12 protein-coding genes are annotated in these 13,749 nt (G+C 68.8%); 6 read left to right on the top strand and 6 right to left on the bottom strand.

All coding sequences use genetic code 11. The features are described 5' to 3' along the window. Nucleotides 1-2 precede the first annotated feature (2 nt). Genes ACQ5SP_RS13445 through ACQ5SP_RS13420 form a run of 6 tightly spaced genes read left to right on the top strand, consistent with a single transcriptional unit; the run spans nt 3 to nt 5,925 of the window. A complete protein-coding gene (locus ACQ5SP_RS13445) occupies nt 3-1,331 on the top strand; it encodes a TRAP transporter large permease (RefSeq protein WP_430939037.1) in 1,329 nt (442 codons plus the stop codon). 9 nt (nt 1,332-1,340) lie between these two features. After that, nucleotides 1,341-2,648 (top strand): histidinol dehydrogenase, encoded by a 1,308-nt coding sequence (gene hisD, locus ACQ5SP_RS13440; RefSeq protein WP_430938904.1) that lies wholly within the window; start codon nt 1,341-1,343, stop codon nt 2,646-2,648. Then, nucleotides 2,641-3,411, top strand: a complete 771-nt coding sequence (locus ACQ5SP_RS13435; RefSeq protein WP_430938903.1) for an SDR family NAD(P)-dependent oxidoreductase — start codon at nt 2,641-2,643, stop codon at nt 3,409-3,411. The genes hisD and ACQ5SP_RS13435 overlap by 8 nt, the downstream gene beginning before the upstream one ends. Continuing rightward, nucleotides 3,408-4,403 (top strand): zinc-dependent alcohol dehydrogenase, encoded by a 996-nt coding sequence (locus ACQ5SP_RS13430; RefSeq protein ID WP_430938902.1) that lies wholly within the window; start codon nt 3,408-3,410, stop codon nt 4,401-4,403. Before ACQ5SP_RS13435 ends, ACQ5SP_RS13430 begins: the two co-directional genes overlap by 4 nt. Before the next feature lie 39 nt (nt 4,404-4,442). Continuing rightward, nucleotides 4,443-5,486, top strand: a complete 1,044-nt coding sequence (locus tag ACQ5SP_RS13425; protein ID WP_430938901.1) for a YeiH family protein — start codon at nt 4,443-4,445, stop codon at nt 5,484-5,486. A gap of 16 nt (nt 5,487-5,502) precedes the next feature. Beyond that, entirely contained in the window at nt 5,503-5,925 is a 423-nt protein-coding gene (locus ACQ5SP_RS13420; RefSeq protein ID WP_430938900.1) for a universal stress protein, read from the top strand. Here ACQ5SP_RS13420 and ACQ5SP_RS13415 read toward each other — a convergent pair. The 6 genes from ACQ5SP_RS13415 to ACQ5SP_RS13390 all read right to left on the bottom strand — a co-directional run bounded on the left by ACQ5SP_RS13415 (nt 5,922) and on the right by ACQ5SP_RS13390 (nt 13,614). Beyond that, a complete protein-coding gene (locus tag ACQ5SP_RS13415) occupies nt 5,922-7,052 on the bottom strand; it encodes an acetate/propionate family kinase (protein ID WP_430938899.1) in 1,131 nt (376 codons plus the stop codon). The two genes, ACQ5SP_RS13420 and ACQ5SP_RS13415, sit on opposite strands and share 4 nt — an antisense overlap. Before the next feature lie 5 nt (nt 7,053-7,057). Beyond that, a complete protein-coding gene (xsc, locus tag ACQ5SP_RS13410) occupies nt 7,058-8,833 on the bottom strand; it encodes a sulfoacetaldehyde acetyltransferase (protein ID WP_430938898.1) in 1,776 nt (591 codons plus the stop codon). Between the two features lie 31 nt (nt 8,834-8,864). Next, complete coding sequence (locus tag ACQ5SP_RS13405) at nt 8,865-10,394, bottom strand: PLP-dependent aminotransferase family protein (RefSeq protein WP_430938897.1); 1,530 nt, start codon at nt 10,392-10,394, stop codon at nt 8,865-8,867. A gap of 81 nt (nt 10,395-10,475) precedes the next feature. Beyond that, the gene (locus ACQ5SP_RS13400; protein ID WP_430938896.1) at nt 10,476-11,741 is read right to left on the bottom strand and encodes an ABC transporter permease; all 1,266 of its coding nucleotides are present in this window, start codon (nt 11,739-11,741) and stop codon (nt 10,476-10,478) included. Beyond that, on the bottom strand, nt 11,738-12,544 hold the full coding sequence (locus ACQ5SP_RS13395) for a taurine ABC transporter ATP-binding protein (protein WP_430938895.1): 807 nt from the start codon (nt 12,542-12,544) through the stop codon (nt 11,738-11,740). Before ACQ5SP_RS13395 ends, ACQ5SP_RS13400 begins: the two co-directional genes overlap by 4 nt. A 71-nt stretch (nt 12,545-12,615) precedes the next feature. Next, on the bottom strand, nt 12,616-13,614 hold the full coding sequence (locus tag ACQ5SP_RS13390) for an ABC transporter substrate-binding protein (RefSeq protein ID WP_430938894.1): 999 nt from the start codon (nt 13,612-13,614) through the stop codon (nt 12,616-12,618). Between the last annotated feature and the right edge of the window lie 135 nt (nt 13,615-13,749).

The following is a 13,749-nucleotide window of genomic DNA, read 5'->3' as shown; positions in this document are numbered from 1 at the left end:
TGATGTGGCAACAGCTTCAGCCGTCAGACCTGATCCTGGGCTGGGATTTCTACGCGCCGGTCATCCTCTTCGTGCTGCTCGTGGCGCTGGCGGTGCCGGTCTGGGCCGCCATCGGCGCCTCGACGGTGCTGATGCTGGTCTGGTCGGGGGCGCTGCCGCTCAGCCTGATGGGCGAGAAGCTTTTCTCGGGCATCGACGCCTTCGCGCTCACCGCGGTGCCGCTCTTCATCCTGACCGGGGACGTGCTGGTGCGAACCGGGTTGTCCCGAAAATTCCTCGATGTCGCCGAGGCGCTCACCTGCTGGGCCAAGGGCGGTTTCGGCTCGGCGACCGTCCTCGTCTGCGGGATGTTCGCCGCGATCTCGGGTTCCGACGCGGCGGGGGCCGCGGCGGTCGGGCGCATGACCATCGACCGGCTGGTCGAGGCGGGATATCCGAGGCCCTACGCCTGCGCGCTCGTCGCGGCCGGCGCCTGCACGGGCATCCTGATCCCGCCGTCGATCGCCTATATCATCATTGGCCTGGTGCTGGGCATCGCGGTCTCGACGCTGTTCCTCGCGGCGCTGATCCCGGGCATCCTGATCCTGGTCTCGATCCTGATCACCAATATCGTTATGAACCGGCTCAACGCCTGGGAAGGCGGCGGGATCATGACCGCGGCGGAGTGGCGCGCCAACCTGTGGCAGAAGGTCAAGTCGGGCTGGTACGCCTTCCTCGTGCCCGGGATCATTTTCTACGGGATCTTCTCGGGCCGCCTGACGCCGACGGAGGCCGGCGCGGTCGCCGTCGTCGTGACCATCGCCATGGGCTTCATCCTCGGCACGCTGCGGCTCTCTGATTTCCCGGCCATGCTGGTCAGCTCGGCCAAGGTCAACGGGGTCATCCTTCCGATCATCGCCTTCTCGATCCCGCTGGCCGAGGCGCTGGCGATCATCGGGGTTCCGCAGGGCTTCGTGGGCGCCCTCACGTCGCTGAGCGAGAACGAATACGTGCTCATCGGCATGATGGTGCTGATCCTGATCGCGGCCGGCTGCGTCATGGAGACGACGCCGAACATCGTGATCCTGGCCCCGATCCTGAAGCCCCTGGCCGACAATATCGGCATGAACGACGTCCAGTTCTGTATCATGATGATCACCGCGCTCGGCGTCGGGTTCATCACGCCGCCGCTGGGGCTCAACCTGTTCGTGGTCTCGGGGCTGACCGGCGAGTCGATCCTCAAGATCGCGGCGCGCGCCGTGCCCTTCGTCTTCTTCATGCTCTGCGTGACCCTCCTGATCGCCTACGTGCCGGCGATCTCGACCACGCTTCTTCCCGATATCTACAAGTAGGACTGACCGATGCAGCGAGAGTATCTCAAGAAAGCGACCCTCACCTCGCGGAGCGACGCCTCGGACGTGACCCGCACCGTGCAGGGCATCCTCGACAACATCGAGGCCGGGGGCGATGCCAAGGCGCTGGAATACGCCGCGAAGTTCGACAACTACGAGGGCGACATCCTGCTGAGCGCGGACCAGATCGCCGCCGCCGCCGCCGCTGTGCCGGAGAAGCTCAAGCGCGACATCGAGTTCGCGCACGAGAACGTCCGCAAGTTCGCCGAGGCCCAGAAGCAGACGCTGCGCGACATCGAGGTGGAAATCGTGCCGGGGCTGATCGCCGGGCAGAAGAGCATCCCCGTCAACGCCGCCGGTTGCTACGTGCCCGGCGGGCGCTACAGCCATATCGCCAGCGCGATCATGACGGTCACCACCGCCAAGGTCGCCGGCTGCAATCATATCGTGGCCTGTTCGCCGCCGCGCCCGGGCGTCGGCATCAACCCGGCGATCATCTATGCCGCGCATATCTGCGGCGCCGACAAGATCCTGGCCATGGGCGGGGTGCAGGGCGTCGCGGCGATGACCTTCGGCCTGTTCGGGCTGCCCAAGGCGAATATCCTCGTCGGCCCCGGCAACCAGTTCGTGGCAGAGGCCAAGCGCATTCTCTTCGGCCGGGTCGGCATTGACATGATCGCCGGGCCGACCGACAGCCTGATCCTGGCGGACGCGACGGCCGACCCGATGATCGTCGCGACCGATCTCGTGGGCCAGGCCGAGCATGGCTACAATTCGCCCGTCTGGCTGGTCACCGACGACCGGGCGCTGGCCGAGGAGGTGATGCGCCTCGTGCCGACGCTGATCGACGACCTGCCGGAGGTGAACCGCGAGAACGCCACCGCCGCCTGGCGCGACTATGCCGAGGTGATCGTCTGCCCGGACCGCGAGACCATGGCCGCGACCTCGGACGAGTATGCGCCCGAACACCTGACGGTCATGGCCGCGGATCTCGACTGGTGGCTCGACCGGCTGTCCTGTTACGGCTCGCTCTTCCTGGGCGAGGAGACGACCGTCGCCTTCGGTGACAAGGCGTCCGGCACCAACCACGTGCTGCCGACCTCGGGCGCCGCGAGCTATACGGGCGGGCTTTCGGTCCACAAATACATGAAGATCGTGACCTGGCAGCGCGCCACGCCCGAAGGCGCCCGGCCGGTGGCCGAGGCCACCGCGCGGATCGCCCGGCTCGAAGGCATGGAAGGCCATGCCCGCACCGCGGATATCCGGCTCAGGAAGTTCTTTCCGGGTGAAAACTTCGACCTGAGCGCCGATGCCTGACGACGTCCCCGCCGCCGATCTCTTCGACGTCGCCGGCCGGGTGGCCGTTGTCACCGGGGCCAGTTCCGGTCTGGGCCGGCGCGCCGCCAGCGTGCTGGCCCGCGCCGGCGCGCGGGTCGTCGGCGTTGCCCGGCGCGCCGACGCACTGGCCGACTGGCGGGCCGAGGCCGGCGGCGAGACCGCCGCCGTCACCGCTGATCTGTCGGACCGCGCGGCGCTGGCCGACCTGGCCGCGCGGGTGGCCGCGCCCTTCGGCGCGCCCGACATCGTCGTGCATGCCGCCGGCATAAACACCCGCGAGCCCGCCGACGCCGTCACGCCCGAGGGATGGGAGATCACGCTCGGGCTCAACCTGACGGTGCCGTTCTTCCTTAGCCAGCATCTCGTGCCGGCGATGCGGGACAAGGGCTGGGGGCGGATCGTGCTTTTTGCCTCGCTCCAGAGCTTCCGCGCCTTTCCAGGCGGGATCGCCTATGGCGCGTCCAAGGGTGGCGCGGCACAGATGACCCGTGCCATGGCCGAGGCCTGGTCGGCCGACGGCATCACGGCCAACGCGCTCGGGCCGGGGTTCTTCCCCACCGAGCTGACCTCGGCCGTGTTCGACGACCCGGCGCGCGCCGCGCGCAACGCGGCGCAGACCTGCATCGGGCGGAACGGGCGGCCCGGGGATATCGACGGCCCGCTCCTGTTCCTGGCGTCGCCGGCCTCGGACTACGTGACCGGCCAGGTGCTCATGGTGGACGGAGGATACACCGCGAAATGAAGGCTCTCGTCTATACCGGTGCCGAGACGCTCGACTATGCCGCCGCGCCCGATCCCGTGCCCGCGCCGGGCGAGGTTCTGATCCGCGTCGAAAGCGCGGGGATCTGCGGCTCCGACATGCATGCCTATCTCGGCCATGACGAGCGCCGCCCGGCGCCGCTGATCCTGGGGCACGAGGTCTCGGGCGTCATCGCCGACGGCACGCAGGCGGGTCAGCGGGTTACCGTCAACCCGCTGGTGACCTGCGGCAGCTGCCGGGCCTGCCGGGCAGGGCGCGACAATCTGTGTCCCGACCGGCAGATCATCTCGATGCCGCCGCGCCCCGGCGGCTTTGCCGGGCTGCTGGCCATGCCGGCGGGCAATCTCGTCCCCGTGCCCGCGGGCATCGGTCCTGATCAGGCCGCGCTGGCCGAGCCCATCGCCTGCGGCTGGCACGCGGTGCGGCTCGGGCGGGCGGCGCTCGGCGAGGACGCGGGGATCCGGGCGCTCGTCTTCGGCGGCGGCGCCATCGGGCTCGGCGCGGCGCTGAGCCTCGCGGCGCAGGGGATCGCCGACGTCACCATGATCGAGCCCAACGTCGCGCGCCGGCGCTATCTCGAGCTGCATTGCGGCCAGCAGGTGATCGCGCCGGACGCGCTCGATCCGGCGGCGCGTTTCGAGCTGATTGTCGACGGCGTGGGGATCGAGGCCACCCGCGCCCGGTCCAGCGCCATCGCCGCGCCGGGCGGCGTCGTCGTCCATATCGGGCTTGGGTCGGCGGCGGGCGGTCTCGACATACGCCGCATGACCCTGCAGGAGATCACCTTCATCGGCACCTACACCTATACCGCGCAAGATTTCCGCGATACCGCCGCGGCGATGTTCGAGGGCCGGCTCGGCGCGCTGGACTGGACGGAACGCCGCCCGCTGTCCCACGGGGCGGCCGCCTTCGCCGATATCCGCGCCGGCCGGGTGGCGGCGCCCAAGATCGTGCTGAAACCCGATGCGCCCTAGACCCGCCCATGCCCCGCAGGCCGTGCCCACGGCGCGGCCATGACCGCCGCGGCGACCCGGCTGGAGGCGCGCCTGCGCGCGTCCTCGGTCCTGGTGCCGGGGCTGCTGGTGAGCGCGCTGATCGCGATTTCCAGCCGCTTCATCTCGGATCATTACGGCGCGCCGGCAATGCTGATGGCGCTGCTTTTCGGCATCGCGCTCAATTTCCTCTCCGAGACCGAGCGGTGCGACCCGGGCATCGGCTTCTCGGCGCGGACGGTGCTGCGGACGGGTGTCGCGCTTCTGGGCGTGCAGATAAGCTTCGAGATGCTGGGCGAGCTGGGGGTCTCGGCCGCCGTGCTGGTGGTGGGCAGTCTCCTGGCCACCATCGGCTTCGGGCTGGCGGTGGCGCGGCTCTTCGGGTTCCGCTACCGCTTTGCCTTTCTCTCGGCCGGGGCCGTCGCGATCTGCGGGGCCTCGGCGGCCATCGCCATCGCCGCGATCCTGCCAAAGGACGAAAGGTCCGAGGAACGGCTGGTCTTCACGGTGGTGGGCGTGACCGTGCTCTCGACCGCGGCGATGATCCTCTATCCGCTGGTCGTGTCGGGCTTCGGGTTCGACGACCGCCTGGCGGGCATCTATCTCGGCGCGACGATCCACGACGTGGCGCAGGTCGTGGGGGCCGGGTTCTCGGTCTCGGACGCGACGGGCGAAACGGCCACGCTGGTCAAGCTGTTGCGCGTGGCGATGCTGGCACCGGTGGTGGTGCTGGGCCTGCTGGTGCTGCGGGTCGCGGGGCCGGCGGGGGCGCCGGGGGAACGCACCGGGCCGATCCTGCCCGTGTTCCTGCTGGGCTTCATCGCCTGTTCGGCGCTGGCCTCGACGGGGCTGCTGCCCGCGGGCGTGATCGCCGCCGTGGCGGCGGCCTCGCGCTGGATGCTGCTGATGGCGATCGCGGCGGTGGGGCTTCGGACCCGGCCGGCCGAGATCCTGCGCGTCGGCCCGGCGGCGATCGGCCTGCTGGTCGCCGAAACCCTGTTTCTCGCGGTGATCGTCGCGCTTGGCCTGGTCCTGCTCGGCCCGGGCGGCGCGGCGCAATTCTAGGAAAGGAGAGGGCGTCATGTACAAGAATATCCTGATCCCCGTGGCGCTGGATCACATCGAGCTCATCCCGGACAAGATCGCGCTTGCCCGGCGTCTGCTGGCAGAGGGCGGACGGATCACCGTGGTCACGGTGCTGGAGGGCATTCCCGGCTACGTGTCCGAGTTCGTCACGGTAAAGTCCGAAAACCACCTGACCGAGTCCGTGCGCCGCAAACTCGCGGACGCGGTCGGCGGGGCGCCCGATGTCGGGACCGAGATCCTGACCGGCAAGGCCGGGGTCGAGATCACGCAATACGCCCGCGATACCGGCGTCGACCTGATCGTGATCGGCAGCCATCGCCCCGGCATCCAGGATTATTTCCTGGGCTCCACGGCGGCGCGCGTCGTGCGCCGCGCGGGATGCACGGTGATGGTCGTCCGCCCCGACGGCGCCGCCTAGCCGGGGGACAGCACCGCCGCGGCCTCGCGGGCGATCCAGCCTTCCTCGTCGGCGGGGTGAATACAGGCGATCAGCGCCGATCCCGCCCGGTCGAGCCGCATGGCGCCCGCGGCGTTGGCACCGGGGTCGTAGGCGAGGCCCAGATAGGCCAGACCGTCCATGATGCCGGCGCGGATCGCGGGGGCGTTCTCGCCGATGCCGCCGGTAAAGGCGATCGCGTCGCAGCCGCCCATCGCGGCGACCATCGCGCCCGCCTGCCGCACGGCCCAGTAGATGAAATGGCGCATGGCGAAGTCGGCCGCGGGCGTGCCCGCCGCCTCGAGCGCGCGCATGTCGCTGTCGCCCGCCAGCCCCCTGAGACCGCTTTCCCGGTTCAGGATACGCGACGCGGTGGCGATGTCCGACCGGGCGGCGATCTCCAGCACGGCGTTGCCGTCGATATCGCCGCAGCGCGTGCCCATGGTCAGCCCGCCCAGCGGCGAATACCCCATCGTCGTCGCCACCGAGCGTCCCCCGTCAATGGCGCAGAGGCTCGCGCCGTTGCCGAGGTGACAGGCCAGCAGCCGACGCGGCAGCGGCCGGCCCAGCCGTCCGGCCAGGTCCGCGACGAGGCTCGCATAGGACAGGCCGTGAAAGCCATAGCGCCTGAGCCCCGCCGTCTCGGGCCGGTCGGGCAGCGCGTAGCGGCGCGCCAGCTCGGGCATGGTGGCGTGGAAGGCGGTGTCGAAACAGGCGACCTGGGGCAGGGCCGGGCGCAGGGCGGAGAGCGCGTCGATCACCGCCAGCGCCGGCGGGTTATGGAGCGGGGCGAGGGCGGCGGCGGCCTCCACCGCCGCGCGCACCGCCGGGGTCAGCCGGGTGCTTTCCGTCAGCCCGGGGCCGCCATGCACGATCCGGTGCGCAGCGGCCTCGATCCCGTCCAGCCGGACACCGGCCGCCGTCATGACCGCCGAGAGCGCCGCGGCATGGTCGGGCGCCGCAACCGGGGCGTCGTCCTCGTCCGAGGACAGGCGCGCGGCGGCGCCGATCTCGGACACCGCGCCGCGCCAGAGCCGCGCGCCGCCGGGGCCGAACACCTCCGCCTTGAGCGAGGAAGATCCCGCGTTCAGCGTCAGGACGGCGGGCACGGGCCTCAGCCGGCCTGTTGCACGCGCATGTCGGCGGGGTCGATCCCGGCCACCGCGACCGGCTTCTTCATCGCGTCGCGGCGGAAGGGTTCGCCCAGCTCCTGGTTGATCAGCGCCTCGATCAGCGTGGTCTTGCCGGCCTTCTGGTCCTTCAGCGCGCGGTCGAGCGCGTCGGTCAGCTCGTCCATGCTGCGCGCCTGCACGCCCTCGAGCCCGCAGGATCGCGCGATGCCGGCATAGCTCACGCCCTCGTCAAGCTCGGTGCCGACGAAGTTGTCGTCATACCAGAGCGTCGAGTTCCGCTTTTCCGCACCCCACTGGTAGTTGCGGAACACGATCATGGTGATCGGGGGCCATTCCGACCGGCCGATGGCGGTCAGCTCCGTCACCGCGATCCCGAAGGCGCCGTCGCCGGCAAAGCCCACGACGGGCGTGTCCGGGCAGGCGATCTTGGCGCCGACGATGGCCGGCAGCCCGTAGCCGCAGGGACCGAAAAGACCGGGCGCGAGATATTTGCGGCCCTCCTCGAAGGTCGGGTAGGCGTTGCCGATGGCGCAGTTGTTGCCGATGTCCGAGGAGATGATCGCCTCTTTCGGCAGCGCCTGCTGGATCGCGCGCCAGGCCATGCGCGGGCTCATCCAGTCGGGCTTGTCGGCGCGCGCGCGTTCGTTCCAGCTGGTTCCGGGGTCGTCGTCCTCGTGATCCATGCTGGAGAGTTGCTGCGCCCAGGCGGACTTGGTCTGCGCGATGGTGGCCTTGCGGGCCGCGCGGTCGGCGTCGCCGGCGTTGTCCGACAGCCCGGCGAGGATCTGTTCGGCCACCTTGCGGGCGTCTCCGACGATGCCGACGCTGACGGGCTTGGTAAGGCCTATCCGGTCGGGATTGATGTCGATCTGGATGATCCGCGCGTCCTTGGGCCAGTAGTCGATGCCGTAGCCCGGCAGGGTCGAGAACGGGTTGAGCCGCGTGCCGAGGCAGAGCACCACGTCCGCCTGCGCGATCAGCTCCATCCCTGCCTTGGACCCGTTATAGCCGAGCGGTCCCGCGAAGAGCGGATGCGAGCCGGGGAAGGCGTCGTTGTGCTGGTAGCCGCAGCAGACCGGCGCATCGAGCCGCTCGGCCAGCTGCATCGAGGCCGGGATCGCCCCGGCCAGAACCACGCCGGCCCCGTTCAGGATCACCGGGAAACGCGCCTCGGAGAGCAGTTTCGCCGCCTCCGCGATGGCGGCTTCGCCCCCTGACGGGCGTTCGAACTCCACCATCGCCGGCAGGTCGATGTCGACGACCTGGGTCCAGAAATCGCGCGGCATGTTGATCTGCGCCGGCGCCGAGGCGCGCCTGGCCTTCAGGATGACGCGGTTCAGCACCTCGGCCACGCGCGACGGGTCGCGCACCTCTTCCTGGTAGGCGACCATGTCCTCGAAGAGCTTCATCTGCTCGACTTCCTGGAAGCCGCCCTGGCCAAGCGTCTTGTTCGCAGCCTGCGGCGTGACCAGCAGCAGCGGCGTATGGTTCCAGTAGGCGGTCTTCACGGCGGTGACGAAATTGGTGATGCCCGGCCCGTTCTGGGCGATCATCATGCTCATCTTGCCGGAGGCGCGGGTGTAGCCGTCGGCCATCATGCCGCCGGAGCCTTCATGCGCGCAGTCCCAGAAGGTGATCCCGGCCTTGGGAAAGAGGTCCGAGATCGGCATGAAGGCCGAGCCGATGATCCCGAAGGCATCCGTGATGCCATGCATCTGGAGCGTTTTGACGAAAGCTTCCTCGGTCGTCATCTTCATCGGTCGATCTCCTGTCGCGGCGGTTCGGGGGTCATTGGCGTTCAGATACGCGCGATGCACCGCGCTCGGTTAGGGCCAGATCCCTTGCCCGTGTCGGTCCAGATACGCCGAGCGCCTCGGCGATCAGCGCGATGCCCTCGGGGATGCGCTCGGGCGGGATGGAGGAATAGGCGAGGCGGTAGTACTCGGTCGGCGCGGGCGTGCGGGCGAAGAAGACGTCGCCCGGCTCGATCAGCACGCCATGGGCGTGCAGCCGGCTTGCCAGTGCGCGGGTATCCGTGCCGGCCGGCGCCCGCATCCAGAAGCTCGAGCCGCCCGGCACGTCCGCGCCGGCGGGCGTCAGCCCCGCGTCGCGGATCGCGGTCTCCATCACGTCGCGCCGCGCGCGGTAGGCCTTGCGCATCCGGTTGATCTGGGCATCGTAATGGCCGAGCGACAGGAAATAGGCGGCGGTGCGCTGGATATGTCCCGGCGGGTGGCGCAGCACCAGCGCGCGCAGCGCGCGGGCCTCGCGGATCAGCGGCGGCGGCGCGACCATGAAGCCGAGCCGCAGCCCCGGGAAGAGCGATTTCGAGAACGACCCGATATAGATCACCGACCCGGCCTCGTCGAGCGACTTAAGCGCCGGCGAGGTGCCCCCGGAAAACGAGATCTCGAATTCGTAATCGTCCTCCACGATGACGAACCCCCGCTCGCGCGACAGGCGCAGCAACTCCTTGCGCCGGGCCAGAGCCATGGTGGCGTTGGTCGGGCACTGGTGGCTCGGCGTCGTGAAGACGGCGTCGACCTCGTCGGGCAGCGCCTCGGGGGGCAGGCCGTCATCGTCGACGTCGATCGCCACCGTGCGGCAGCGCGCCTGGTGCAGGATTTCGCGCAAGCCCGGATAGCAGGGATTTTCCATCGCCGCGGTGCGTCGCTGGCTGAGGATCAGTTCCGCCGCCATCCAGAGCGCGTTCTGCGCGCCGAGCGTGATCAGGATGTTCTCGGGGGCGGCGACGATCCCCCGGCGGGGCAGGATGTGGCGCAGGATGTATTCCACGAGCCGCGCGTCGTCGCGCTCGTACTGGTCCTGGATCAGGGCGCCGAAATCCTTTTGCCCCAGTGCCTGCAGCGCGCAAAGCCGCCAGTTCTGATGATCGAGCAGCCCCGGATCCGCCTGGCCATAGATGAAGGCATAGGGAAAGTTGCGCCAGTTGCGCGGGCGTTCGAGATCGCGGAAGCCCGCGTAGCGCGGCGTGATGATGCGGCCCCAGTCGAACTCGCCCGCCGCGGGCTGGCGCGGGGTCTCGAACCGCGGCGACACCGGCGCCGTGTCGGAGACGAAATACCCCGAGCGCCCGCGCGCGATCAGGTAGTCGTCGGCCACGAGGTCGTTATAGGCGACGGTCACCGTGATCCGGCTGACGCCCAGATGCCGGGCGAGGCTGCGGCTCGACGGCATGCGCTCGCCGGGCAGGAAGCGGCCAGCGAGGATGCTCTCGGCAATCTGCTGCTGCAGTTTCTGCTGCAGCGTGCCGTCGGCCTCGCGGTCCAGGAAGAAGACGTCTACGGGTATCGCCATGACTGGACCCAAGCATGCCGCAATTTCGCGCGGCAGGCTAGGTCCAGTTGCAGGAATTCGGCCGGGCCGCGCGCGGTGCGGTCAGGCCTGTCCCTTCCACGGCACCAGGAACCGCTCGGCCTTGCGCATCAGCATGTCGATGCCGTAGCCGATGATCCCGATCAGCACGATGCCCATGATCACGATGTCGGTCAGCTGGAACTTCGAGGCCGCGATGATCATCATGCCCGCGCCCTTCTGCGCGGCGACCAGCTCGGCGGCGACCACCGTGCCCCAGCAAACCCCCATCGCGACACGCGCGCCGGTGAAGATCTCGGGCAGGGAGTTGGGGATGATCACGTGGCGCAGGATCTGCCATTTCGAGGCGCCCAGCGAATAGGCGGCATGGATCTTGGAGATGCTGACGCCCGAAACGCCCGCGCGCGCCGCGATGGTCATGATCCAGAGCGCGGCGAGGAACAGCAGCACGATCTTGCCGGTCTCCCAGATGCCGAACCAGATGATGACCAGCGGGATCAGCGCCAGCGGCGGGACCGGGCGCATGAACTCGACGATCGGGTCGAACCAGCCGCGGAACCAGCCCGAGAGCCCCATCGCGTAGCCGAGCGGGATGCCCACCAGCGAGCCGAGCGCGAAACCCGCGACCACGCGCAGAAGCGACCAGCCGAGATGTTCCCAGAGGGTGAAGTTCTGGTAGCCCTCGCTGGCGATCTCCAGGAAGCGCTGGACCGTGGCCTCGGGCGAGGGCAGCCAGATGGGTTCCATCTGCATGCCCTTGCGCGGCGTGAAATTGAGCGAGCCCTTGGGGGTCATCGCGACCGTGCCGTCGGCCACCCTCACGGTCTCTCCGGGCGCGATCTCCTGGCCGTCCACCGCAATCACGGCATAGCCGTCCTGGTCGCCGCCCTCGTCGTTGGCATGGGCCCGGATCAGCTCCGAGCGCCACTCCTGCAGCACGTCGCTGTCGTTCTTCGCAAAGCCGTCCCCGGGATCGATCTCGGGGGCCTCGCCGTCCTCTCCGACCTTGTGGACGAGAACGCGCACGATGGCGTCGTCGGTTTCCCCGGCGGCATTGCGCGCGGTATAGGTGAACTCCGTCGTGCCGCTATAGGGGCCGGGCACGTGGATCGGCATCAGCGACGAGCCGGTGAAGGCGCCCCAGATCACGAACACCGTCAGAACCGAGATGATCGAGGCGGCCCGGTCCGGGCGTACCGCGCTCTCGTCGCCGAAGGTCACGGTCTTGAGGCTGGTGAAGTCGTGGCGCGGGGTCATCATCCGCCTGAGCAGGCTGACGATGAACAGCGCGCCCGCGAAAATGGCGATGTAGAAGACGAGGACGCTCATTGTGCTGCCTCCGTGCGGCCCATGATTTCCTCTTCCATCTCCCAGATCATGCTCAGGATCTCGTCGCGGGTCTCGGAAAAGCCTTCGGATCGCTTGACCTCGCGCAGATCGGCATTGACGCCCCGATCGGCGAAGGGCAGGCGGTATTCCTTGTGGATGCGGCCGGGGCGGGGCGCCATGACGATCAGCCGCTCGCCCAGGAGCAGCGCCTCCTCGACCGAGTGGGTGATCAGGATCACGGTCTTGCCGGTCTCCTTCCAGAGCTTCAGCACGAGCCCCTGCATCTTCTCGCGCGTCAGCGCGTCCAGCGCGCCGAGCGGCTCGTCCATCAGGATCACGTCCGGGTCGTTGGCCAGGCAGCGCGCCAGCGCCACGCGCTGCTGCATGCCGCCCGACAGCTCGTAGATCGCCTTTTCCTTGAAATCCCTGAGCCCGGTGATGTCGAGCAGGTGATCGCTGATCCGGTCACGCTCGGCCTTGGGCATGCCCTTCATCCGCGGGCCGAAATCGACGTTGTCGCGCACGTTCATCCATTCGAAGAGCGCGCCCTGCTGGAACACCATGCCCCGTTCAGGCGCGGGGCCGGTCACGACGTGATCGTTGATCTCGACCTTGCCGTCCGTCGGCGCGAGAAAGCCCGCGATGATGTTCAGCAGCGTGGTCTTGCCGCAGCCCGAAGGCCCCAGCACCGAGATGATCTCGCCCTCGGCCACGCTCAGCGATACGTCTTGCAGCGCCTGGATCGACGCGCCGTTCGGCAGATCGAAGCGCATGGACAGGTTGGAGATGGTCAGACCGGACATGCAGCCCCCCGCTTGCTCGTCTGCAAAAAAGGACGGCCCCCGTGGTCGGGGGCCGTCCGGCGCATGCGCGATTACATGTCGCTCGCGGCCTGGAGCGGCCCGATATTGACCGCACTGGCATAGCTGTCGCGGGCCTCGTCGATCGAGCCGGCCTCGAGGAAGACGCTGGCCACGCCATCCATGAAGCTGGCGGCGCCGCCGGCGAGCCATTTCGCCGAGAGCTGCTCATCGACGGAGGGGAAGACGAAGGTCTCGATGGTGGCGCGGGTCGCCTCCAGATCCATGCCGGCGTCCTCGGCGATGACGGGCAGCATTTCCTCGGTGTTCTCGCCCGAGTTCCACATCGCGTTCGCCTCGGCGGTCACGGCGAGGAACTTGGCGACCATGTCGCTGTTCTCGGCCACGAAGTCGGCCGGCGCGCTGGTCACGTCGAAGACGAGGATCCCGAGATCCTCCTTCTCGGCGCCGGTCAGCAGCACGTTGCCGTGTTCCTTCATGCGGCGCAGCGCGCCGCCCCAGCCGCAGACCATGTCGAGGTTGCCCTGCGCGAAGGCGGCCGCGCCGTCGGCGGGAGCCATGTCGACGATCTCCATCGTGCCGATGTCGACGCCGAAATGGTCCATCTGGCTGAGAAAGCCGTAATGGGCCGCGGTGCCGATCGGCACGCCGACTTTCTTGCCCTCGAGTTCCGAGGCCGAGGTCTTGTCGATCTCGAGCGTCTCGGCCACCACGCAGTTGTCGTTGTCGGAATAGCTGACCGCGACATCGACGATCTGCAGATCCTGCCCGGCCGAGGTGGCGACCACGAAGGGCGGCACGCCCTGGCTGACCGACAATTGCACGTCGCCCGACGCCATCGCGGCAGACATGGCGGTGCCCGTGTCGAAGCTCACCCAGTTGATGTCGACGCCGAGCGCCTCTTCGTACATGCCCTTCACCTTGGCGTACTGGAACGGCATCGGCCATTCGAGGAAATACGCCACGGTCAGGTCCTGCGCCTGGGCGGCCTGGGCCGAGGTCAGCACCGCCAGCGCGGCGGCGGCCCCCTTCAGTCTGGTCATTTTCTTCATGATCGGCTCCCTGTTGTGGTCATTATGTCGGCGGGCTTTTCCCCGCGCTTCAACCGTTTTGCAGTTCGAGTATAGAGAGAGTATGCTTGCGCGGCATAGGGCCAATTTCGCGAGATTGGACGAGTCCAACACCGT

Source organism: Rhodovulum sp. YNF3179 (genome assembly GCF_050586465.1).
Lineage (GTDB): Bacteria > Pseudomonadota > Alphaproteobacteria > Rhodobacterales > Rhodobacteraceae > CAJXYS01.
This window is presented reverse-complemented; position numbering and strand designations above follow the sequence as displayed.

Excerpts from the sequence above, each read along its gene's own strand:
- ACQ5SP_RS13425 (WP_430938901.1), top strand. The coding sequence starts at position 4,443 with ATGACCGCCGCGGCGACCCGGCTGGAGGCGCGCCTGCGCGCGTCCTCG.
- hisD (WP_430938904.1), top strand. The coding sequence starts at position 1,341 with ATGCAGCGAGAGTATCTCAAGAAAGCGACCCTCACCTCGCGGAGCGAC.
- ACQ5SP_RS13420 (WP_430938900.1), top strand. The coding sequence starts at position 5,503 with ATGTACAAGAATATCCTGATCCCCGTGGCGCTGGATCACATCGAGCTC.
- xsc (WP_430938898.1), bottom strand. The coding sequence starts at position 8,833 with ATGAAGATGACGACCGAGGAAGCTTTCGTCAAAACGCTCCAGATGCAT.
- ACQ5SP_RS13395 (WP_430938895.1), bottom strand. The coding sequence starts at position 12,544 with ATGTCCGGTCTGACCATCTCCAACCTGTCCATGCGCTTCGATCTGCCG.
- ACQ5SP_RS13390 (WP_430938894.1), bottom strand. The coding sequence starts at position 13,614 with ATGAAGAAAATGACCAGACTGAAGGGGGCCGCCGCCGCGCTGGCGGTG.
- ACQ5SP_RS13430 (WP_430938902.1), top strand. The coding sequence starts at position 3,408 with ATGAAGGCTCTCGTCTATACCGGTGCCGAGACGCTCGACTATGCCGCC.
- ACQ5SP_RS13405 (WP_430938897.1), bottom strand. The coding sequence starts at position 10,394 with ATGGCGATACCCGTAGACGTCTTCTTCCTGGACCGCGAGGCCGACGGC.
- ACQ5SP_RS13435 (WP_430938903.1), top strand. The coding sequence starts at position 2,641 with ATGCCTGACGACGTCCCCGCCGCCGATCTCTTCGACGTCGCCGGCCGG.
- ACQ5SP_RS13400 (WP_430938896.1), bottom strand. The coding sequence starts at position 11,741 with ATGAGCGTCCTCGTCTTCTACATCGCCATTTTCGCGGGCGCGCTGTTC.
- ACQ5SP_RS13445 (WP_430939037.1), top strand. The coding sequence starts at position 3 with ATGTGGCAACAGCTTCAGCCGTCAGACCTGATCCTGGGCTGGGATTTC.